This is a genomic window from Marinobacter sp. EVN1 (assembly GCF_000475375.1).
Taxonomy (GTDB): Bacteria; Pseudomonadota; Gammaproteobacteria; order Pseudomonadales; family Oleiphilaceae; genus Marinobacter; species Marinobacter nauticus.
Window position 1 is genome coordinate 260,422 of record NZ_AXCB01000023.1, and the last position, 19,605, is coordinate 280,026.

23 protein-coding genes are annotated in these 19,605 nt (G+C 57.8%); 17 read left to right on the forward strand and 6 right to left on the reverse strand.

Annotation, left to right across the window (positions count from 1 at the left end; translation table 11 throughout):
• Nucleotides 1-115 precede the first annotated feature (115 nt).
• The 15 genes from Q674_RS32770 to Q674_RS32840 all read left to right on the forward strand — a co-directional run bounded on the left by Q674_RS32770 (nt 116) and on the right by Q674_RS32840 (nt 13,863).
• The gene (locus Q674_RS32770) at nt 116-2,917 is read left to right on the forward strand and encodes a monovalent cation/H+ antiporter subunit A (RefSeq protein WP_011786293.1); all 2,802 of its coding nucleotides are present in this window, start codon (nt 116-118) and stop codon (nt 2,915-2,917) included.
• Entirely contained in the window at nt 2,917-3,288 is a 372-nt protein-coding gene (locus Q674_RS32775) for a Na+/H+ antiporter subunit C (RefSeq protein WP_011786294.1), read from the forward strand. The genes Q674_RS32770 and Q674_RS32775 overlap by 1 nt, the downstream gene beginning before the upstream one ends.
• On the forward strand, nt 3,285-4,802 hold the full coding sequence (locus Q674_RS32780) for a monovalent cation/H+ antiporter subunit D (RefSeq protein ID WP_023009134.1): 1,518 nt from the start codon (nt 3,285-3,287) through the stop codon (nt 4,800-4,802). The genes Q674_RS32775 and Q674_RS32780 overlap by 4 nt, the downstream gene beginning before the upstream one ends.
• Nucleotides 4,802-5,290 carry a Na+/H+ antiporter subunit E gene (locus Q674_RS32785; protein ID WP_023009135.1) on the forward strand — a complete coding sequence of 163 codons (489 nt, stop codon included), beginning with the start codon at nt 4,802-4,804 and terminating at the stop codon, nt 5,288-5,290. The genes Q674_RS32780 and Q674_RS32785 overlap by 1 nt, the downstream gene beginning before the upstream one ends.
• Nucleotides 5,287-5,556 carry a K+/H+ antiporter subunit F gene (locus Q674_RS32790; RefSeq protein ID WP_011786297.1) on the forward strand — a complete coding sequence of 90 codons (270 nt, stop codon included), beginning with the start codon at nt 5,287-5,289 and terminating at the stop codon, nt 5,554-5,556. The genes Q674_RS32785 and Q674_RS32790 overlap by 4 nt, the downstream gene beginning before the upstream one ends.
• 15 nt (nt 5,557-5,571) lie before the next feature.
• Nucleotides 5,572-5,904, forward strand: a complete 333-nt coding sequence (locus tag Q674_RS32795) for a Na+/H+ antiporter subunit G (protein WP_023009136.1) — start codon at nt 5,572-5,574, stop codon at nt 5,902-5,904.
• A gap of 120 nt (nt 5,905-6,024) precedes the next feature.
• On the forward strand, nt 6,025-8,334 hold the full coding sequence (locus Q674_RS32800) for a putative monovalent cation/H+ antiporter subunit A (protein ID WP_023009137.1): 2,310 nt from the start codon (nt 6,025-6,027) through the stop codon (nt 8,332-8,334).
• Complete coding sequence (locus tag Q674_RS32805; protein WP_011786300.1) at nt 8,331-8,756, forward strand: Na+/H+ antiporter subunit B; 426 nt, start codon at nt 8,331-8,333, stop codon at nt 8,754-8,756. Before Q674_RS32800 ends, Q674_RS32805 begins: the two co-directional genes overlap by 4 nt.
• Before the next feature lie 34 nt (nt 8,757-8,790).
• A complete protein-coding gene (locus Q674_RS32810; RefSeq protein ID WP_014422217.1) occupies nt 8,791-9,138 on the forward strand; it encodes a Na+/H+ antiporter subunit C in 348 nt (115 codons plus the stop codon).
• A complete protein-coding gene (locus Q674_RS32815) occupies nt 9,135-10,649 on the forward strand; it encodes a Na+/H+ antiporter subunit D (RefSeq protein ID WP_023009138.1) in 1,515 nt (504 codons plus the stop codon). The genes Q674_RS32810 and Q674_RS32815 overlap by 4 nt, the downstream gene beginning before the upstream one ends.
• Nucleotides 10,646-11,119 (forward strand): Na+/H+ antiporter subunit E, encoded by a 474-nt coding sequence (locus Q674_RS32820; RefSeq protein WP_014422219.1) that lies wholly within the window; start codon nt 10,646-10,648, stop codon nt 11,117-11,119. The genes Q674_RS32815 and Q674_RS32820 overlap by 4 nt, the downstream gene beginning before the upstream one ends.
• A 10-nt stretch (nt 11,120-11,129) precedes the next feature.
• Entirely contained in the window at nt 11,130-11,402 is a 273-nt protein-coding gene (locus Q674_RS32825; RefSeq protein WP_022991468.1) for a monovalent cation/H+ antiporter complex subunit F, read from the forward strand.
• Entirely contained in the window at nt 11,395-11,805 is a 411-nt protein-coding gene (mnhG, locus tag Q674_RS32830) for a monovalent cation/H(+) antiporter subunit G (protein WP_014422220.1), read from the forward strand. The genes Q674_RS32825 and mnhG overlap by 8 nt, the downstream gene beginning before the upstream one ends.
• A 66-nt stretch (nt 11,806-11,871) precedes the next feature.
• Entirely contained in the window at nt 11,872-12,153 is a 282-nt protein-coding gene (locus Q674_RS32835; protein ID WP_011786306.1) for a pyrimidine/purine nucleoside phosphorylase, read from the forward strand.
• Between the two features lie 63 nt (nt 12,154-12,216).
• Nucleotides 12,217-13,863, forward strand: coding sequence for a fatty acid--CoA ligase (locus tag Q674_RS32840; protein ID WP_023009139.1), 1,647 nt, complete (start codon nt 12,217-12,219; stop codon nt 13,861-13,863).
• Nucleotides 13,864-13,945: 82 nt separating this feature from the next.
• Here Q674_RS32840 and Q674_RS32845 read toward each other — a convergent pair whose 3' ends face one another.
• The 4 genes from Q674_RS32845 to Q674_RS32860 form a co-directional block, all read right to left on the reverse strand.
• On the reverse strand, nt 13,946-15,199 hold the full coding sequence (locus Q674_RS32845; protein ID WP_023009140.1) for a D-amino acid dehydrogenase: 1,254 nt from the start codon (nt 15,197-15,199) through the stop codon (nt 13,946-13,948).
• 42 nt (nt 15,200-15,241) lie between these two features.
• A complete protein-coding gene (locus Q674_RS32850) occupies nt 15,242-15,601 on the reverse strand; it encodes a translation initiation factor Sui1 (protein WP_023009141.1) in 360 nt (119 codons plus the stop codon).
• A gap of 20 nt (nt 15,602-15,621) precedes the next feature.
• Nucleotides 15,622-16,149: a DUF4136 domain-containing protein gene (locus Q674_RS32855; protein ID WP_011786310.1), complete on the reverse strand. Its 528-nt coding sequence runs from the start codon at nt 16,147-16,149 to the stop codon at nt 15,622-15,624.
• Nucleotides 16,150-16,220: 71 nt separating this feature from the next.
• Nucleotides 16,221-16,826 carry an IMPACT family protein gene (locus Q674_RS32860; protein ID WP_023009142.1) on the reverse strand — a complete coding sequence of 202 codons (606 nt, stop codon included), beginning with the start codon at nt 16,824-16,826 and terminating at the stop codon, nt 16,221-16,223.
• A gap of 10 nt (nt 16,827-16,836) precedes the next feature.
• On the opposite strand from Q674_RS32860, the gene Q674_RS32865 reads away from it, so the two are divergent.
• Complete coding sequence (locus Q674_RS32865) at nt 16,837-17,043, forward strand: hypothetical protein (RefSeq protein ID WP_224849769.1); 207 nt, start codon at nt 16,837-16,839, stop codon at nt 17,041-17,043.
• Here Q674_RS32865 and Q674_RS32870 read toward each other — a convergent pair.
• Entirely contained in the window at nt 17,020-18,339 is a 1,320-nt protein-coding gene (locus Q674_RS32870; RefSeq protein ID WP_023009143.1) for a sensor histidine kinase, read from the reverse strand. The two genes, Q674_RS32865 and Q674_RS32870, sit on opposite strands and share 24 nt — an antisense overlap.
• Nucleotides 18,333-19,022, reverse strand: coding sequence for a response regulator transcription factor (locus Q674_RS32875; RefSeq protein WP_022991478.1), 690 nt, complete (start codon nt 19,020-19,022; stop codon nt 18,333-18,335). Before Q674_RS32875 ends, Q674_RS32870 begins: the two co-directional genes overlap by 7 nt.
• A gap of 166 nt (nt 19,023-19,188) precedes the next feature.
• Here Q674_RS32875 and Q674_RS32880 point away from each other — a divergent pair, with 166 nt between their 5' ends.
• A complete protein-coding gene (locus Q674_RS32880; protein ID WP_022991479.1) occupies nt 19,189-19,548 on the forward strand; it encodes a hypothetical protein in 360 nt (119 codons plus the stop codon).
• Nucleotides 19,549-19,605: the final 57 nt, after the last annotated feature.

Below are 19,605 nucleotides of genomic sequence, written 5' to 3' on the forward strand. Positions count from 1 at the left end.
CGATCCATGCCGACCCGATCCCGATGCTCATCGTGCACGGTGGCTGGTCGGAGACTAGACTCAGGCAAACACGCCTTTGGTACTCATGTAAAAGAACACCGATAACGAGGTTGCGATGTCGCTACCGCTGGTTGTATTTCTGCCATTTCTGGGGGCTATAGCTGCCCCGCTGTTTGCCCTTGGAGGGCGAACAGCAATTGCGATTGCCTCTTCTGTTCCGGCGCTTATTGCCCTGGCTGCCCTGTTTCCGCACTGGGAAACACTGGCCAACGGTGGCACCGTCCTGCAATCCTGGGAGTGGTTACCGGCGATCGGCATTTCCTTCAGCTTCCGCCTCGATGGACTGTCTCTGCTGTTCGCACTGCTGATTCTGATTATTGGCGTGCTGATTATTCTCTATGCCCGCTATTACCTGAAGCCGGCCGAGAATATCGGGAAGTTTTACGCGCTGCTGCTCTGTTTCAAAGGCTCCATGCTGGGCATCGTACTCTCCAGCAATCTCTTGCTGATGATGATTTTCTGGGAACTGACCAGTCTCACCTCGTTCCTGCTCATCAGTTTCTGGAACCACAAACAGGACGCTCGTCGTGGCGCCCGCATGGCGCTGGCGGTGACCGGTGGCGGTGGGCTGGCGTTGCTCGCGGGCATTCTGATCATCGGCAACATTGTCGGCAGCTTTGAACTGGACGATGTGCTGGCGGCCGGCGATGTTATCAAAGCCCACGCCATGTACCCCGTCGCCCTGACGCTGGTACTGCTGGGCGCCTTTACCAAGTCTGCCCAGTTCCCGTTCCATTTCTGGCTACCCCATGCCATGCAGGCGCCAACGCCGGTTTCGGCCTACCTGCACTCCGCCACCATGGTCAAGGCCGGGATTTTCCTGATGGCGCGTTTGTATCCGGCGTTGGCTGGTACGGAACAATGGTTCTACATGGTCAGTTTTACCGGCATGGCAACTTTGCTGATTGGCGCCTACGTGGCCATGTTCAAGCACGATCTGAAAGGGCTGCTGGCGCATTCCACTGTCAGCCACCTTGGCCTGATCACGCTGCTGTTCGGTATGGGTACCGAGCTGGCGGCGGTGGCAGCGGTATTCCACGTAATCAACCATGCCACCTTCAAGGCCTCACTGTTCATGGCCGCCGGTATTATCGACCATGAAACCGGTACCCGGGACATGCGCCGGATTAACGGCCTGTGGCGATATATGCCCCACACTGCCACTCTGGCCATGGTGGCCGCGTCATCCATGGCGGGGGTTCCGCTGCTGAACGGCTTCCTGAGCAAGGAAATGTTCTTTGCCGAGTCCCTGCAACTGAATCTGCCCGGCATCTGGGCCTGGCTGCCACCGATCGTCGCCACGCTGGCCGGTATTTTTGCGGTCGCCTATTCCGCACGTTTTATTCACGACGTGTTCTTTAACGGCAAGCCCGTCAATCTGCCCATCTACCCGCCCCACGAACCGCCCCGGTACATGAAAATCCCGGTGGAGATCCTGGTCTTCGCCTGCATCATGGTAGGCATGTTCCCGGCGGTATCGGTCGGGCCTCTGCTATACGCTGCCGCCCACGCCACCCTTGGCGGCGAGGTGCCGGATTATCAACTGGCGGTTATCCATGGCTTTAACCTGCCACTGATCATGAGTTTTGCGGCTTTCTTTGGCGGTTTGATCATGTATAGCCAGCGCCAGAAGTTCTTTGATTTCCACGCGCGCTTCAAGGAAATCGACGAGAAGGCCGTATTCGAAGCGATCGTACTGCGGATTGTCGACCTGGCGAACGGCTTTACGGCAAGAATCGAGAACGGCTCTCTGCAAAGATACGGCATGCTGCTTGTGGTCAGCGTACTGGCAGTCGCTGCCATGCCACTGCTGGATCTGGGCATCTTCATTGGTGAGACCGGGCTGAGCCCTGTGGACTGGCCCACCGCCATTGCCGCAGGCGTACTGATCATTTGTGCCCTGTTGACGGCGGCCGTACACCGGCAGCGGTTTTACGCGCTGGTTGTGCTGAGTGTGGTGGGCCTGATCGTTGCACTGGCTTTTGCCCGCTTTTCGGCGCCCGACCTGGCCATGACCCAGTTGTCGGTGGAAGTGGTGACCATTGTTCTGCTCATGCTGGCGCTCTACTACATGCCGGGCTGGACACCCGTGGAAACGCCGCTGAAACGTCGCTTCCGGGACATCGCCATCGCGGGTATTGCGGGTATTGGTATGACTCTGGTTACCCTGGCCATGCTGACGCAACCGTTCAGTTCGATTTCCGATTTCTTCCTTGAGAACAGCAAACCGGGCGGTGGCGGCACCAACGTGGTCAACGTCATCCTGGTGGACTTCCGGGGCTTTGATACCCTGGGCGAAATCACCGTTCTGGCGATTGCTGCCCTGGGCATTTACGCGCTGCTGAAAAATACGCCGCTGACGCCACCACCCAGTGATGGCGAAGGCCATGCCTGGTCACGGGATGCCTACCCGTTAATGCTGCGCTTGATTGCCCGGCCACTGTTGCCGCTGTCCCTGATGGTGTCGGCATTCATCTTCCTGCGTGGACACAACCTGCCCGGCGGCGGATTTATCGCGGGTCTGATCACCTCGATAGCCCTGATCCTCCAGTACATTGCCAGTGGCCTGAACTGGACCCAGGACCGGATTCCGTTCAAATATCACAACGTCATTGGCCTGGGCCTGTTGTTCGCAACCATTGCCGGCGCGGCCAGCCTGGCCTTCGGCTATCCGTTCCTGACCTCAACATTTGGCTATATCACCTGGCCGGTAGTCGGCAAGTTCGAGGTAGCCTCAGCACTGGTCTTCGACCTGGGTGTTTATCTCACGGTAATCGGGGCCACCCTGTTGGCGCTGGTGACCATTGGCCGCATATCGCCGCATTCGGCCATCAAGAGTAAGAGGGAGGGCGCGTAATGGAACTTGTCTATGCATTGGTGATTGGTGCCCTGACCGCCTCCGGCGTTTATCTGCTGCTGCGGGCGCGCACGTTCCCCGTGGTGGTTGGCCTGACACTCCTGTCTTACGGGGTAAACCTTTTCCTGTTCTCCACTGGCCGGCTGGCTACCGGCAAGCAACCGATTATCGGCACTGCGGAAAGCTATGCCGACCCACTGCCGCAGGCGCTGGTTTTAACGGCCATCGTGATTGGCTTCGCCATGACAGCCTTTGTGGTGGTGATGTCGCTACGAAACCTTGCGGATAACGAAGATGACCATGTTGATGGCAAACAACCCTATAAATCGCCAGCACCGGAGCAGGAAGACGAGGAGGTAACCGGTAAATGAACCATTGGCTTACCGCTCCGATTCTGATTCCTCTGCTTGGCGGCATTCTGCAGGCACTGATGGGCTATGCCCCCATCACGCTGCGCCGAACCCTGGCACTGGCAACCACCGTGCTGATCCTGGTCTCGGCCATAGTCCTTCTGGTGCTGGCAAACGACGGCAGTTACCGCATCTATGCCTTTGGCAACTGGCAGCCGCCGTTCGGGATTGTCCTGGTTCTGGACCGGCTGGCCGCGCTAATGCTGGTCATGACCTCCGTTCTGGCCCTGTTCTGCCACCTGTATGCCATCGGCGGCGCCGACGAGGGTAACCGACAGTTCCACGCCCTGTTCCTGTTCCAGTTGATGGGCCTCAACATCGCCTTCCTGACCGGTGACCTGTTCAACCTTTTCGTTGCCTTCGAGGTGCTGCTGATCGCCTCCTACGGCTTGCTGATGCATGGTGGAGGCACCATAAGGACTGTGCCTGGCCTCCACTACGTGGTTCTCAACCTGATCGGCTCGGCGATCTTCCTGATCAGTGTGGGCATGATCTACAGCGTCACCGGCACCCTGAATATGGCAGACCTTGCGGTCAAGGTTCCCCAGGTAACCGGTGAAAGCCTGAATATCGTCAAGGCCGGCGGCATGATGTTGCTGGTAGTCTTCGGCCTGAAGGCCGCCATTCTGCCGCTGTGTTTCTGGCTGCCCCGTGCCTACTCCAAAGCCACGGCGCCCGTTGCGGCTCTGTTTGCGGTCATGACCAAGGTGGGCATCTACGCCATCCTGCGGGTGTACCCACTGGTGTTTGGCGACGAAGCCGGTGAGCTCGCCAATCTCGGCATGGACTGGTTGTTCCCGATCGCTCTGGCCACCCTGGCCATGGGCGTCATAGGCGCTCTGGGCTCTGGTAGCCTGAAGACGCTTGTGGCCTGGCAGGTGATCATATCCGTGGGCACCCTGCTGGCTCCCATCTCTCTGGGCTCCGAAGCCGGCTTGTCTGCCGCCTTGTTCTATATGCTCAGCACGACCTGGACCGTCGGCGGCCTGTTCCTTGTATCGGAACTGATAGCCAACCAGCGCGGCAGCGCGAATGATCGCATCATCACCGCGCCCAGGATGCATAACCGCACCTTCCTGAGCGTGCTGTTTCTGATCGGTGCCGTTGCCGCCGCCGGGTTACCTCCGCTCAGCGGCTTCATTGGCAAGCTGTTGATTCTACAGTCCATTGAGCCCGGTTTCGAAATGGCCTGGCTCTGGTCAGTGCTTCTGGTTGGCAGCTTCCTCACAATCATTGCCTACAGTCGGGCCGGCAGTATTGTTTTCTGGCGAACCGTCGACGGCCACCTGGAAAAGCCGGACCCATTGAATGGTCGGATTTCTGTGGCAGCTGGCGCGCTCACAGCACTGGCGATCGTCCTGGTCGTGTTTGCCGGTCCAATAACACGCTATACCGATGCAACGGCCGAACAGCTACACAATAACAATGCCTATATCGAAATCCTGCAGATGCCTATGGTCGGGGAGGATGACTGATGCTTGATCGACTGAGGTTTCCCCACCCCTGGCTGAGCCTGACCCTGTTCGTCATGTGGCAATTTCTGAGTGACGGCATCAGTGGCGGCAGTATTGTTCTTGGACTGATCCTGGCCTGGATAATCCCCCTGATGACCCAGGGTTTCTGGCCAGATCCACCCACCTTGCTCAAGGCCTGGAAGACACCTGCCTACCTGTTGCGGGTTCTGTGGGACATTGTGGTCGCCAGCGTTGATGTGGCAAGGCTGATACTGAGCCCTCGCGAACCACGCCCGATGTTCATCTGCTACACCCTGGAACTCAAGGATCCGCTGGCTATCAGCATTCTCGCCAGCACCATTTCCCTGACGCCGGGCACCGTTAGCGCGGATGTGAGCGATGACAACACACTGCTGCTGATTCATGCCCTGGACGCCGAGGACGAGCAGGAAGTCATCGACACCATCCGGAACCGGTACGAAAAGCCTTTGCTGGAGATGTTCCAATGATGCTAACCGCGCTCTACATCACCATTGCCATGGTCACGCTGGCCGCCTTGCTGAACGTTTACCGCCTGATCAAGGGCCCGGATGCGCCGGACCGGATACTGGCGCTGGACACCCTCTACATTAACGCCATCGCATTGATCATTCTGTTGGGCATCACGCTGAAAACGCGCATGTACCTTGAGTCTGCGCTGCTGATTGCGGTTATGGGATTTGTTGGAACCGTCGCCATGGCCAAATACCTCAAGCGCGGCAGCGTCATTGAATAACCCGGAGGACACCCTATGAGCACCTTCGCAGAATACGCCATTTCCGCCATGCTGATTATCGGTGGCGTTTTTACTCTCATCGGTGCCATTGGTCTGGCTCGACTGCCGGATTTCTACACCCGGCTACACGGCCCGACCAAAGCCACCACGGTTGGCGTTGGCGCTATCGTGATCAGCTCCGTGATCTACTTCAGCACGCTTGGACGAGGCATCGGGATCGAGGAAATCCTGATCACGGCGTTCCTGTTCATGACGGCGCCCATCAGCGCTAACTTCCTGGCAAAGGCCGCCATGCACCTGGAAGTCAGAACCTCTGAGGAAACTCGCGGTCAGACCTGGGATCAATGAGCCCTTGCTATTCAAGGGCTCATTGAGCCTTTTGTTCAAAACAATCGTATAAATCAAAAGGCTACCGGCACCGATATATTTCAATACGCGTAAAGTCAGGTCTTTAAGGAGTCCTCTCCCATGATGTTACTGGCTGTGCTATCCGGATTTATGCTGGCGGTCGCGGTACCGGCGCTATATCGTTTGGCAGGCAGTTACATCGGCTGGGTACTGGCTCTGCTACCCGCCTCCCTCACCGCCTACTTCGCCAGCCTGATTCCCGCGATCCGTGGTGGTGAAAAACTCCTGTTTGAAACGCCCTGGATGCCAGGCCTCGGGATTACCCTGGACTTCATGGTTGATGGCCTGTCCCTGGCGTTCGCCCTTCTGATCAGCGGCATCGGCACCTTCATTCTGATCTACGCGGGTTCCTATCTTAAAGGCCACAAAGACCTGGCAAGGTTCTACATCATCATGTTGTCGTTCATGGCCTCGATGCTCGGGCTGGTACTCTCGGACAACCTCATTACCTTTTTTGTGTTCTGGGAACTGACCAGCATCACCTCCTACATGCTGATCGGCTTCAACCATGAAGATACCGACGCGCGCAAGTTTGCCCTCCAGGGCCTGTTCGTAACCGCAGGTGGCGGGCTCGTGTTGATGGCGGGCCTGATCCTGCTGATTATTATCACCGGGGATTCCTCCTTCTCGGGCCTTCTGGCGACAGAACTGTCCATTCATGAGCACCCGTATTACACCGCGGCAGCAGTCTGCATACTGATTGGCGCCTTTACCAAATCCGCGCAGGTGCCTTTCCACTTCTGGTTACCAAACGCCATGGCTGCCCCCACCCCGGTTTCGGCCTACCTGCATTCCGCCACCATGGTGAAGGCAGGTGTGTATCTGCTGGCCCGCCTGAACCCGTCAATGAACGGAGACATGCTGTGGAGCGGCTCGCTGTTGGTGTTTGGTGCCGTCACTATGCTCACCGGCGCCTATCTTGCCTACAGCAGCACCGGCATCAAAAAGGTTCTGGCCTATTCCACGGTGATGGCGCTGGGCACCCTGACCATGTTGGTGGGCGTGGGGACGGAACTGGCCATCACAGCTTTCATCTGTTTCCTGGTGGCCCACTCGCTGTATAAGGGCGCCTTGTTTATGCTCGCCGGCGCACTGGACCACGAAACCGGCACCAAAGACATTACCAGGATGGGCGGCCTCAGGCATCGCATGCCCAAAACAGCCGTGATCACCGGCCTCACGGCCTTATCGCTGGCGGGCCTGCCGCCGTTGTTCGGTTTCGTGGCGAAGGAGCTGTTGCTGGAGTCGTTGTTGAATGCGCCGGTATGGCAAACCGGGCTGCTGGTGGCAGCCGTTCTCTCGGCCATTCTTGTGGTAGCCGTCGCCGGCCTGGTGATTATCAAGCCTTTTTTCGGCCCGGTTGTCAAAACACCCAAACTGCCCCACGAGGCTCCGTTTGCGATGCTGATCGGCCCCGGCGTGCTGGCACTGCTCGCCCTGGTTTTCGGAATCATGCCATCTCTGCCCGCAAATCTGGTTCTGGACGCCGCTATTTCAGCAGTCTCCGGCTACCCGGTAGAAACCGCCCTCGCCCTCTGGCATGGCATCAACCTTCCCCTGATGCTTTCCGGTCTCAGTCTCCTGGCAGGCTCGTTCCTGGTGGTAGGCTGGCGCCGACTGCAGCCAACCCTGTATGCGCTTAATACCGCCGCCAGCCGAATCGGCCCCGAGGCGGGTTATTTCCGCTTTATGGAAGGGATCAGTCAGGTTGCGGGCTGGCAGACCCGGCTCCTGCAGAACGGCGTTCTCGGAATCTATCTTCTGGTACTGGTTCTTGTCACCTTCTCTCTGGCAGGCTATACCCTGCTGACCCGGCATGGTCTCCAGCTGGATTTTGACTTCAGTGACAGTTATTTCTACGAGTGGGGAATCGCGCTCCTGATTGTCGCTGCGACCGTCTTTGCCTGTGTCACCCGGTCCCGGCTTGGCTCGGTTGCTTCGCTGGGGGTACTGGGCTTTGGTGTGGCCCTGACCTTCATTCACTTCAGTGCACCGGATCTGGGCATTACCCAACTACTGGTGGAGACCCTCACCGTCATTCTGCTTGTGCTGGTGCTGTTCCGGCTGCCACCGTTTGCCAAGCTGTCCTCGTCCTGGGAACGTTACCGGGACCTGTCTGTCGCAGTGTTTGCGGGCGTGGTGATGACGCTCATCATTCTTGCTGTTCTGGATATCCAGTACTTTGACAGCATTTCCAGCTACTACGTTGAAAACAGCTATGGTCTGGCGTTTGGCAAAAATATCGTCAACGTAATTCTGGTGGACTTCCGGCAACTGGATACTCTGGGGGAAATATTTGTACTGGGTCTTGCCGCAATTGGCGTTTACTCCATGATCAAGCTCAGGGCGGAGGACCAGTACAAGCCATGAAATCCAACACCGTGATTCTCCACACCGCGGCATTGGCGATCATGCCGCTGCAGCTGATGTTTTCGGTGTTCCTGCTTTTGCGCGGGCACGACGAACCCGGCGGCGGTTTCATCGGGGGCCTGGTCGCTGCAAGCGCGTTTGTTCTCTACGCCTTCGCCTTCGGCGCGGAAGCCACCCGCAAACTCCTTCGGGTGCACCCGAAGGATCTCCTGGCAGCCGGCCTGCTGTTCGGGCTGGCATCCACAATTCCGGCCCTGTTGTCTGGTCAGGCCATGCTCACCGCCCACTGGTGGGAGCTTCCGCTGCCGGGTGACAGCTACCTGAAGTTATCGACCGTACTCGTCTTCGACATTGGCGTGTATCTGGCGGTCCTTGGCACACTGATGACATTCGTGATCGGTCTGATGGAGGTTGAGGGATGAGGCGAACACAGTTTTTTGAACGGGGAGCATCGCTATGGAAAGCCTGATGGCCCTTGTGGTTGGTATCTTGTTCGCGGCCAGTATCTACATGATGCTCAGACGCTCCATCGTGAAAATCGTTATTGGCCTGATCATTCTGAGCAATGCGGCAAACCTGCTGATTTTTGTGGTGTCGGGTCTAACCCGGGGCGCACCTCCGCTGATAGCCGACGGCGCGAAGCAGGTGGCTGGAACGGTGGCAGATCCGTTACCCCAGGCCCTCATCCTTACGGCTATCGTGATCGCGTTCAGCGTTCTGGCCTTTGCGGTGGTTCTGATCCGCCGGGCATACGAAGTTGTGGGCACCGATGATCTGGACAAGATGAAGGATACCGACACTTGAACCTGGAAGTTGTTCTCCCGATTCTGATCCCCCTGACCGCCGGCGCCCTGTCCCTGGCGCTGTGGCGCTCGGTTCAGCTGCAACGCCTGGTTGGCGTGGTAGCCACCGCTCTTTTGCTGGCCGCCAGCATCTGGCTGATGCGCTCAACCATCGACAAAGGCTTTCTGGTGGTTGAAATGGGCAGCTGGCCGGCGCCGTTCAGCATTGTGCTGGTGGCGGACATCCTCAGCGCCATCATGATTGTGCTGACTGGCATTATCGGGCTCGCCATCGCCATCTACTCCCTGGCTTCAACGCCTCCGGGCCACGAAAGGTTCGGCTACTACCCGCTGATGCACCTGTTGCTTGCCGGGGTCGCTGGTGCCTTCCTGACCGGCGATATTTTCAACCTCTTCGTCTGGTTTGAGGTCATGCTGCTGGCCTCCTTTGCCCTGCTCACCCTCGGTGGCGAGCGTGCCCAGATGGAAGGCGCCATCAAATACGTTACCCTGAACCTGTTCTCATCGGCCCTATTCCTGTCAGCCGTCGGCCTGCTGTACGGCATGGTGGGCACCCTCAACATGGCGGATATCGCCCAGAAGGTAAGCCGGGTTGATGATCCAGGCATGATCACGGTGGTGTCGCTCATGTTCATGGTGTCGTTCGGTATCAAGGCGGCGGCATTCCCACTGTTTTTCTGGCTCCCGGCCTCGTACCACACCCCTCAGGTCGCAGTATCCGCACTGTTTGCGGGATTGCTGACGAAGGTCGGGGTGTATGCGCTCTATCGGGTATTCACACTGATATTCACCCAGGATGTTGAATACACCCACACCATCCTGCTCTGGGCGGCGGCACTGACCATGCTGACCGGTGTACTCGGCGCCGCCGCACAGTTCGAGTTCCGCAGGATTCTGTCCTTCCACATCGTCAGCCAGATCGGCTACATGCTTCTGGGACTAGCCTTGTTTACGCCCCTGGCGCTGATTGGCGGTGTGTTTTACATCATGCATCACATCATCGTTAAAACGAATCTGTTCCTGGTGAGCGGCATCACCTATCGCCTGCTGGGCAGCTATGAGCTGAAAGACCTGGGTGGCGTGTATCGTCAGCGCCCTTACCTGGCGTTACTATTCCTGATTCCGGCCCTGTCGCTGGCAGGTATTCCGCCCTTGTCCGGCTTTTTCGCCAAGTTCGTTGTTGTCCGTGCCACACTGGAATCCAGCGAATATCTTGTCGCAGCGGTCGCCTTGCTCGTGGGCTTGCTGACCCTCTACTCCATGATCAAGATCTGGGCGGAAGTGTTCTGGAAGAAAGTCCCCGAGCACGTTACCGACACCAGACGGCTCAATGGTGACATCAAAGACAAACGCAGTTGGGCCTACTACACCCCGGTGGTCGGGCTTGCGGTGTGCACACTGATTATTGGCCTCTATGGTCAGCCCATTTACGTGCTTGCAGAATCCGCCGCCGAGCAGCTGATGAACCCGCAGCTTTACATAGAAGCGGTTCTGGGAGGGCAACCTGAATGATCGGCCTGTTCTGGAATTTACTGCTGGCTCTGGCCTGGGTAACCCTCACGGGTAGCATCACGGCCATGAACCTGCTGGCAGGTTTTATCTTTGGCTACGTCGCCCTCATGGTGCTGCAGAAACAGGTGCCGGTGCTGAAAGGGTATTCCCGCCGGATTCCCCGTCTCGCCGCTTTCCTGGTGTATTTCCTGAAAGAACTGGTGAAGTCGAATCTGAGGGTCGCCTATGACATCGCAACGCCGGTCTGGCACATGAAGCCGGGAGTGATCGCGTTTCCGCTCCGGGCCGAGACCGATATGGAAATTCTCTTTGTCAGCAGCGTCATTTCTCTCACCCCCGGAACCCTGAGCCTGGATGTTTCTGACGATCGAAAGGTGCTGTTTATTCACGCCATGTTTCTTCACGACGAAGAGCAACTCAGAAACGACCTGAGAGAACTCGAACGCCGAATCCTGAAGGTGACACGCTAGGAGGCCAGCCATGCTGAGTGTTGTGATCAATATTGTCTATCTGATGCTGTCTCTGGCGCTGCTCTTTGCCTTCATTCGGCTTACCCGTGGTCCGTCCCTGCCGGACCGGGTGGTCGCACTGGAGCTGATCGCCTCCATCGTGGTTGGCTACGTGGGTGTGCACGCGATTGATACCGGCGTAGCCAGTTTCCTGGATGTTGCCATTGTTATCGCCCTGACAGCCTTTCTGGCAGCCATCGGCTTCGCCAGATTCGTGGAGCGCGGAGGCGTTAAGAATGATTGAAATACTGGTATCCGTTCTGCTTCTGGCAGGCGCTGCTTTCATGGTACTGGCCGCCATCGGCGTTCTCAGGTTGCCCGATCTCCCCACCCGTATGCACGCCACGACCAAAGCCGGTGCCCTCGGGGCCATGATGACCATGGGTGGCGTGGCGTTCTATTTCGGGGATAGCACCGTGGCCGCTCGCGCCGTTGCCATTGTTATCTTCATTCTTTTGACCGCTCCCATTGCCGCCCATGTCATAGGCCGGGCCGGTTATTTCACCGGCACCAAACTATGGGCAGGCACTATCAAGGATGAACTGCAGGAACGATACGACCCGGAGACCCATAAGCTCAGTAGCGGTCTAGAGGAGCTAGAGCCAGAGATGCCAACCCACACTGAAAAAGGCACCTCAAACCAATAGTTTGTGATTGGCAGCACAGGAATTTCCAGTATAGTAGGCTGCAAACCATTTCAAGGAATACCAGACATGCTGACAGTCAATGAATACTTCGATGGCAAGGTAAAATCAGTGGCTTTCCAGTCCAGCACACTGCCTGCCACAATCGGTGTTATCAGTGCCGGGGAATACGAATTCGGCACCTCAGAAAAAGAAACCATGACGGTCGTCAGCGGTGAACTGACCGTGCTGCTGCCAGGCCAGCAAGACTGGCAAACCTTCGGCGCCGGCGAGAGCTTTGAGGTAGCGGGGCAAGCAAGCTTCAAAGCAAAAACGGATGCCGATACTGCTTATCTCTGTACCTACGGATAAGCCCCACTCAGCCCGTCTTTCTTACCGTGACAACAAACATAAGCAGAGAAAGAGGACAACAACATGGCTCAACCCCGAATTCTCAAACCGGCTGACAATGCCCACCAGTACCAGCTCCTGATCAAGCGGTTACTGATGTCCGGCCCCCGCTACAACCCGGACCAGGAAATCGTTTACGCCGATCGCAGCAAGTACACCTACAAGGACCTTGTCGAACGCATCCATCGACTTGCCAATGCCCTGACAGACGCCGGTATCAAACCCGGCGATACCGTGGCTGTGATGGATTGGGATACCCCACGGTACCTTGAGTGTTTCTTTGCGATTCCGATGATTGGCGCCATACTGCACACGGTCAACGTGCGCCTGTCGCCGGAGCAGATCGTTTACACCATGAACCACGCCGAAGACGACGCGGTACTGGTGCACGATGACTTCCTGCCCATCATCGAGGGCGTGAAAGACGAGATCAAAACCGTCAAAACCTGGATTCAGGTAACCGACAGCGACAAGCCGGGCAATGCCTCTTTCGACACCCACGGCGAGTACGAAGCCCTGCTCGCGGGGGCCAGCGACCACTTCGACTTCCCCGATTTCGACGAGAACAGCGTCGCCACCACTTTCTACACCACCGGCACCACCGGTAACCCGAAAGGCGTGTATTTCAGCCACCGCCAGCTGGTACTGCATACGCTTTCCATGGCCGGCAGCATCTCCCATTTCGACGAAATGCCGCTGTTGCGTTCATCCTCGGTGTATATGCCGGTTACGCCCATGTTCCACGTTCACGCCTGGGGCGTGCCTTACGCGGCCACCATGATGGGAATAAAGCAGGTCTATCCCGGTCGCTATGAACCCGAGTTGCTGGTGGATCTGCTCAAGGAGCACAAAGTCAGCTTCTCCCACTGCGTGCCCACCATCATGCAGATGATGATGGCCACCGAGTCCATCAAGACCGCGGACCTGAGCAACTGGCATGTGCTCATCGGTGGCAGCGCCCTGACCAAAGGCCTGTGCGATGCGGGGGCGAAACTGGGCATCAAGATGTTCACCGGCTACGGCATGTCGGAAACCTGCCCGCTGCTGAGCACCACGCACCTCTCCCCGGCGGATCTTGAACTGGCCCTGGAGCAGCAAACCGCAATCCGGGTGAAGACCGGTAAAGCCGTGCCCATGGTGGAACTGGAAATTGTCGATCCTGATGGCAAACCGGTACCCCATGATGGCGAAGCCAAAGGTGAAGTGGTCGCCCGGGCCCCCTGGCTGACCCAGAGCTACTTCAAACAGCCGGACAAAGGCGAGGAACTGTGGGAAGGCGGCTGGTTACACACCGGTGATGTCGCCTCCATGGAGCCGGACAACACGCTGACCATCAAAGACCGCATCAAGGATGTGATCAAGACCGGAGGCGAATGGCTGTCGTCGCTCGACCTGGAGAACATGATCAGCCAGCACCCTGCCGTTGCCGGGGCTGCGGTGGTAGGTGTGCCCGATGAGAAATGGGGGGAACGTCCCTACGCCCTGATCACCCTGAAGCCCGGAGAATCCATCTCTGAGCAGGATATCAAGCAGCACCTGCAACAGTTTGTCGACAGTGGCGACATTAATAAATGGGCGATTCCCGAGCAGATGCGTTTTGTGGAAGACATTCCCAAGACCAGCGTCGGCAAGATCAACAAGAAATTGATTCGAGATCAGTTGAAAGACTAATCTTCCGGGGAAGCAAAAACGCCGGCGTCCTGGCAACAGACGCCGGCGTTTTTATTTGTGCACTGCCGGAATCGTCGGCTGCTCAGAGACCGGAGAAGGTGAAGTCCACCTCGGGACTCTTGCCAGCCACAATATCCGCCAGAGCGGCCGCCGAGCCACAGGAGTGGGTCCAGCCCAGGGTACCGTGCCCGGTATTGAGGTACAGATTGCTGAAGTGGCTTTTACCGATGTAGGGCACATTGGATGGCGTTGCGGGCCGCAAACCGGTCCAGAATTCGGCCTGATCCCAATAGCCAGCCTCGGGCATGACTTCCGCAGCCCGACGGACAATCGCCCGACAACGGGTAAAGTTCAGGTCGCGACGGTAACCGTTCAGTTCTGCCGTGCCAGCGACACGCATTCGGTCACCCAGACGCGAGTACACGAGCTTGTATTCATCGTCGGTCAGGCTGACGTTAAAAGCTGCTTCTTCGTTTTTCACCGGCACGGTAATAGAGTAACCCTTGGCCGGATAGATATTCAGGAACATCCCGAGCTGACGGGCAAGTACCGCACTGAAACTGCCCAGGCTCAACACATAGCTGTCCGCCCGAAGCGTGTGGTGTTTGCCGTCCTTGAGCGCCAGCACTCCCAGGATCCGGTCACCCGCCCGATCAAAACCCAGCACTTCGGTGCCATATTCAAAAGCCACCCCGGCTTCTTTACATTTCTCAGCCAGAGCCTGGGTAAATTTTCGGGCATCGCCGCTTTCGTCATCAGCGGTGTAAGTCGCGCCGGCAATACGATGACGGATCGGTTCAAGGGCCGGCTCCAGCTCAACCGCACGACCAGCATCGATAACCTGACGGTCACAGCCCAGATCACGCATGATGCGGGAAGGTTCCAGGGCCGCATCGAATTCGGCAGGGTTGGTGTAGAAATGCAGAATGCCCTTGGCTAACTGGTCATAATCGAGCTTCAGTTCGTCTCGCAGTGACTGCAGGCATGAACGGCTGTAAGTACCGAGATTGACCATCTGGCGGATATTATGGGCGGCTTTGGCAGAGGTACACTGAGCCAGGAACGACAGCGCCCAGCGCCACTGGTAAAGATCCAGCCGGGGCCGGAACAACAGTGGGGCATCCGGCTGGAAAAGCCATTTTGCGACTTTCAGGGGCGCCGAAGGATTGGCCCACGGCTCGGCATGGGACACCGATACCTGCCCGCCATTGGCGTAGCTGGTTTCCAGTCCTGACTGGTTCTGTCGGTCGACCACGGTTACCTGGTGCCCCTGTTTCTGGAGGTACCACGCGGTGGTGATACCAACGACGCCTGCCCCAAGTACCGCTATGTGCATGCCTGCCTCCCCTGATTGATCAACTGTGGTAGCTTCAGAACGTTAGCCGCCCGCGCGCTTGACGGTCCAGCCTTCCTGCTCCAGTAACGGCACCAGAATATCTCGCTGGTCGCCCTGTATCTCCACCACTCCGTCTTTTACTGTACCACCTGTACCGCATTTGGCCTTTAGCTGTTTGGCGTAGGCTTTCAGTTCTTTGTCGTCGAGCGGAATACCGGTCACCAGGGTCACGCCCTTGCCTTTGCGCCCCTTTGTCTCCCGGCTGACGCGCACAATACCGTCTCCGACCGGCCTCTGCGCTCCCCGGCAGGTGCAGTCATCCACCGGGTTACGGCACTCCGGGCACATCCGCCCCTGGTCCGTGGAGAACACAAGGCCGCCTTTGCGCTTGTTCATACCCATGGTTACGCCTTTATCTGCAATCAGTTCAGGCCCGGAGGGTATTTGGAAAACATTTCCGAGACAACCTCGTCAATCAGTTTCCGACGGGTTTCCGGCGACTGGTTTTCATTGAGATAGCGCCGGCTCGCGGCTTGCCAGACCACTTCCTCGGTGGTCCGATCAACCATTCTCACCACCAGTTTGCCCTCGGTTACCTCTCGCACCGGTGGCGGCGATGAGAGGCCCCAGCCGAAGTTGCCATGGCCGAACCCGAACCCCAGGCCAACGCCTACCTGCTCAAGCCGTTCCTCTGCCACAATCTGCCAGCTGATCAGAAGATCGGCTTCAGTCTCCGTCACTTTTTTCATCGCCTTCCGGTTCAGCTCGCGCTCTACCGCGTCCCGAACCCGGGCGTCATCCAGCGAGGTGAAACCAGAGTCCTGGGCGTTGCTGGCAAAGGCCCAACTGCTGTAATTGCCAAAAACGGTGGCTGGATTGTAGTCGGTCACCACATTGCTGGCACAGCCGGTTATGGCCAACGCCAAAGCAGCGATCATCATAATACGCATAGGCTTAACTCCGTTGTTCCCATATGTCTCCAGTATACGCGTGCCCAGGGCTACCGGCCTGCCTCAGTCAGTCAGGTTTCAAAACGGTAATCCATCTTCTGGGACTCACAAAAAGCGCTGAAGTCCTGTTGCTGAGCCACAGGCAAGGAAACGCTGGCTGTCACCCGCGTAGTATAGGAAATCGCGTCGATACACCCTTCATGACCGTCGCACCAGTGCCGCAGCGGTTGCTCATCGGCAAACCCGAACTGCACCGTTGCCTGCACACGTGCCTGCTGCACCACGCGGTCAACGGCGGACAAGACACTTTCAGCGGCGCCGGCATAGGCCCGAACCAGGCCACCGGCTCCGAGCTTGATACCACCAAAATAGCGGATAACGATCACCAGCACGTCACCCATATCCTTGTGCTGGATCACGCCCAGAATGGGTTTGCCGGCAGTTCCGGAAGGCTCACCATCATCATTCATGGCAGCCTCGGCCGCAGAGCCGGGCCGGCCGATCTGATACCCCCAGCAGACATGACGGGCATCGGGGTAGTCGCGGTGGGCCTGGTCAACATATGTACGTACGTCGTCCCGGTCACTGACGGGATACACTCGGGCAATAAAGCGGCTTTTCTTCACTTCCGTTTCCCGCTCAAGGTATCCTGCAGGAATCGGGTAATCCTTACTCATGGGCGATCCTATGACGACCGAAGACAACGAACAGACCCAACCCGGGACCGCGGCCCCTGCACGGATACGCAAGGCCGCCTGCGGCATCCGGTTTGATGAGGATGAGCTGCAGGAAGGCATTGATTTTTCTGCCGCCAGCAAGCTGAAACCGGGCAGTGACAACGCACCGGATCAAAGCCCGAGCGCCGATTCCTCAGCCTCCGACAAAGACCGGTAGCTCAAGGGCCACTTCCAGGCCACCCTCGTCCCGGTTGCGGGCACTGATGTGCCCGTCGTGGGCCTGAATGATATCACGGGCAATAGCGAGCCCCAGCCCCCAACCTTTGCCACCACGGGATTTGTCAGCCCGGAAAAACGGCTCAAACAAGTGTTGTAGCAGGTCTTCAGGAGCACCCGGCCCCTCATCAGCGACGATCAAACGGATTCTCTCATTGCCCGTGGACAGAGAGAGCTTCACCGATTTGCCCGGCGGAGTGTGGTCCAGGGCATTTTGCAGCACGTTATCAAACGCACGCTGCAATAAACCACCGTCGCCAAGCACAGACACCGCTTTGCTCTCCTCCGAGGCCACCAGTTTGCACTCCACGCGCTGGTGCTCAGCATAATCGGCGGCATCCTGAAGCACGTGATTGACCAGGACCATCGGCTTGACCGGCTCACGCGCCATATCACCGCCGTTCTCGGACACCCGGTACAGGGTCAGAATCTGGCCGGTCATGGTTTCCAGCCGCTCGTTCTGGCGCAGAATACTGGTCATCAATGCCTCATCGGTGCCGCTGTCCGAAGCCAGTTCAATCGCCACCCGCTGGCGTGCCAGCGGAGTACGAAGATCATGGGAGATATCCCGCAACAGCTGGTTCTGACGATCCAGCAGCTGGCACAGCCGGTCTGTCATACCGTTAAATGCAGTCGCCAACTGGCCCACTTCATCACGGCGCCGAGCAATGCGACCAGCAACCCGCAGCCCAGTATCCCCCCCGGCAATCGCCCGGGCCGTCCCCTCCATGTGTCTCAACGGCCGCGAGACCATTCGCGCAATCCACCAACAGGCCAGGGAGATCAACAGGAACGCCAGCCCCATCTCCACAAACCGGAACATTCTCGGGTCCAGCCAACCATCGCCGCCCATCCGGGGCCAGGCAACTAGCTGATAGCCCTCCTGCAGATCCAGAACAGCTGGCCTGTGGGGGTACCAACCGGACTGGATGCGTTCCCGAATCGCCCGGGGCAGTCGATGCTGGCCCTGCTCCTTTTCGATCAGCATCAGGTGCAAATCCAGGCGTTCACCTTCCGAACGCAAAAAACGCCAGGCATCCCCCCGACCCCGCTGTTCACGAATGACTAGAGCCTCGCGAGCCAGTTCCTGTAAACCCACCTGGCGTTCAATCGCCTGGCGTTCCCGGTCCAACAGATAACGCGAGGCAAGGTGGCTGGCCACCACGGTTACCGCCATGGCCAGCCAGATGGATAGAAAAATCCGCCAGAACAGAGGAAACATAAAGCGCTTCAACATGTGGGTATCCGGTAGCTGTATCCCAGTCCTCGCACCGTCTCGATGCGGGGTGGGTCATCATTGCCCAGTTTCTTGCGAAGATTGCTGATGTGCATATCCAGAGTGCGGTCGTAGGCCTCAAGGCGGCGCCCCAGCGCCCACTGCATGAGATCGGTCTTGCGGACCACGCTGCCGGCATGGGCCAGCAACACCTGAAGCACTTCATACTCGGTGCCGGTCAGTTCCAGGGGCGCGTCATTCTGGTAGATGCGGCGCTGTCCAGGCTCCACCCGCAAGTCACCATAAGTCCGGCTGGCGTCCACCTCGGTTTTCTGATCCCAGGCGATACGACGAAGCAGGGCCTGAAGCCGCGCCACCAGCTCTCTGGGATTGCAGGGCTTGGGAATGTAATCATCGGCGCCCACTTCAAAGCCGACGATTCGGTCAGTTTCATCGCCACGGGCCGTCAACAGGATCACGGGTAAGTGCGTCTTGCCCCGAAGTTCCCTCAGAACATCCAGACCATTGATATCAGGCAGCATGATATCGAGCACCACAATGTCACAATCCTGGCCCAGAGCGAGAGCCAGTCCATCACGACCATTGGCGGCCTCACGCACACTGAAGCCCTGGCTGGCCAGGTAACGGGCTAACAGCTCCCGTAACTCATCGTCATCTTCAATCAACAGTACCCGGTTCTGCATAGTCTTCTCTCTGGGATGTGCCGGTCACAGTCTAGCATGGCCATCCTGCAGCGCTGCGGGCGGTCTCCCGGCCTTTACCGAACCTTTACGTAGCCCTGACACCATCTGACGTTGCGTCCGCGTAGCATGGCCATCATCCATTGTGAACAACGACGAGGAAAGACCAATGAAAGTAAAAACCACCCTGTTAACCGCCGGTGTACTGGTGGCAAGTCTGATGGCCGCCAGCCCGGCTGTTCTCGCGGAACGGCACGGCAAACACAACCAGAACGGTAAGTGGGACAAACAGGAACTGTGCGAGAACTTCCGTGAAGGCAAAGGCCCCTTTAACCGTGAGGAGCGCCGGGCCGAGAGGGAAACGTATCGGGCAGAAATGGCCGATCGCCTGAAACTGAATGAGGAACAGCGCCAGATCTGGGCGGAGATTCATCAGGAACGACAGGCCAAACAGGAAAAACGCATGAATCAATGGCAGGAAAAAATGCAGCAACGCTGTAGCAACAGTGGGAAGCAAGACAAGGAGTGATCAAATGACGGGTTCTGGCGTATGGTAGAAGGTATTCGTCAACGACCTGAAACCAAC

Bases quoted from the DNA above. Each gene is read 5' to 3' on its own strand.
- Q674_RS32770 (WP_011786293.1), top strand. From the start codon at position 116: ATGTCGCTACCGCTGGTTGTATTTCTGCCATTTCTGGGGGCTATAGCT.
- Q674_RS32775 (WP_011786294.1), top strand. From the start codon at position 2,917: ATGGAACTTGTCTATGCATTGGTGATTGGTGCCCTGACCGCCTCCGGC.
- Q674_RS32780 (WP_023009134.1), top strand. From the start codon at position 3,285: ATGAACCATTGGCTTACCGCTCCGATTCTGATTCCTCTGCTTGGCGGC.
- Q674_RS32785 (WP_023009135.1), top strand. From the start codon at position 4,802: ATGCTTGATCGACTGAGGTTTCCCCACCCCTGGCTGAGCCTGACCCTG.
- Q674_RS32790 (WP_011786297.1), top strand. From the start codon at position 5,287: ATGATGCTAACCGCGCTCTACATCACCATTGCCATGGTCACGCTGGCC.
- Q674_RS32795 (WP_023009136.1), top strand. From the start codon at position 5,572: ATGAGCACCTTCGCAGAATACGCCATTTCCGCCATGCTGATTATCGGT.
- Q674_RS32800 (WP_023009137.1), top strand. From the start codon at position 6,025: ATGATGTTACTGGCTGTGCTATCCGGATTTATGCTGGCGGTCGCGGTA.
- Q674_RS32805 (WP_011786300.1), top strand. From the start codon at position 8,331: ATGAAATCCAACACCGTGATTCTCCACACCGCGGCATTGGCGATCATG.
- Q674_RS32810 (WP_014422217.1), top strand. From the start codon at position 8,791: ATGGAAAGCCTGATGGCCCTTGTGGTTGGTATCTTGTTCGCGGCCAGT.
- Q674_RS32820 (WP_014422219.1), top strand. From the start codon at position 10,646: ATGATCGGCCTGTTCTGGAATTTACTGCTGGCTCTGGCCTGGGTAACC.
- Q674_RS32825 (WP_022991468.1), top strand. From the start codon at position 11,130: ATGCTGAGTGTTGTGATCAATATTGTCTATCTGATGCTGTCTCTGGCG.
- mnhG (WP_014422220.1), top strand. From the start codon at position 11,395: ATGATTGAAATACTGGTATCCGTTCTGCTTCTGGCAGGCGCTGCTTTC.
- Q674_RS32835 (WP_011786306.1), top strand. From the start codon at position 11,872: ATGCTGACAGTCAATGAATACTTCGATGGCAAGGTAAAATCAGTGGCT.
- Q674_RS32840 (WP_023009139.1), top strand. From the start codon at position 12,217: ATGGCTCAACCCCGAATTCTCAAACCGGCTGACAATGCCCACCAGTAC.
- Q674_RS32845 (WP_023009140.1), bottom strand. From the start codon at position 15,199: ATGCACATAGCGGTACTTGGGGCAGGCGTCGTTGGTATCACCACCGCG.
- Q674_RS32850 (WP_023009141.1), bottom strand. From the start codon at position 15,601: ATGGGTATGAACAAGCGCAAAGGCGGCCTTGTGTTCTCCACGGACCAG.
- Q674_RS32855 (WP_011786310.1), bottom strand. From the start codon at position 16,149: ATGCGTATTATGATGATCGCTGCTTTGGCGTTGGCCATAACCGGCTGT.
- Q674_RS32860 (WP_023009142.1), bottom strand. From the start codon at position 16,826: ATGAGTAAGGATTACCCGATTCCTGCAGGATACCTTGAGCGGGAAACG.
- Q674_RS32865 (WP_224849769.1), top strand. From the start codon at position 16,837: ATGACGACCGAAGACAACGAACAGACCCAACCCGGGACCGCGGCCCCT.
- Q674_RS32870 (WP_023009143.1), bottom strand. From the start codon at position 18,339: ATGTTGAAGCGCTTTATGTTTCCTCTGTTCTGGCGGATTTTTCTATCC.
- Q674_RS32875 (WP_022991478.1), bottom strand. From the start codon at position 19,022: ATGCAGAACCGGGTACTGTTGATTGAAGATGACGATGAGTTACGGGAG.
- Q674_RS32880 (WP_022991479.1), top strand. From the start codon at position 19,189: ATGAAAGTAAAAACCACCCTGTTAACCGCCGGTGTACTGGTGGCAAGT.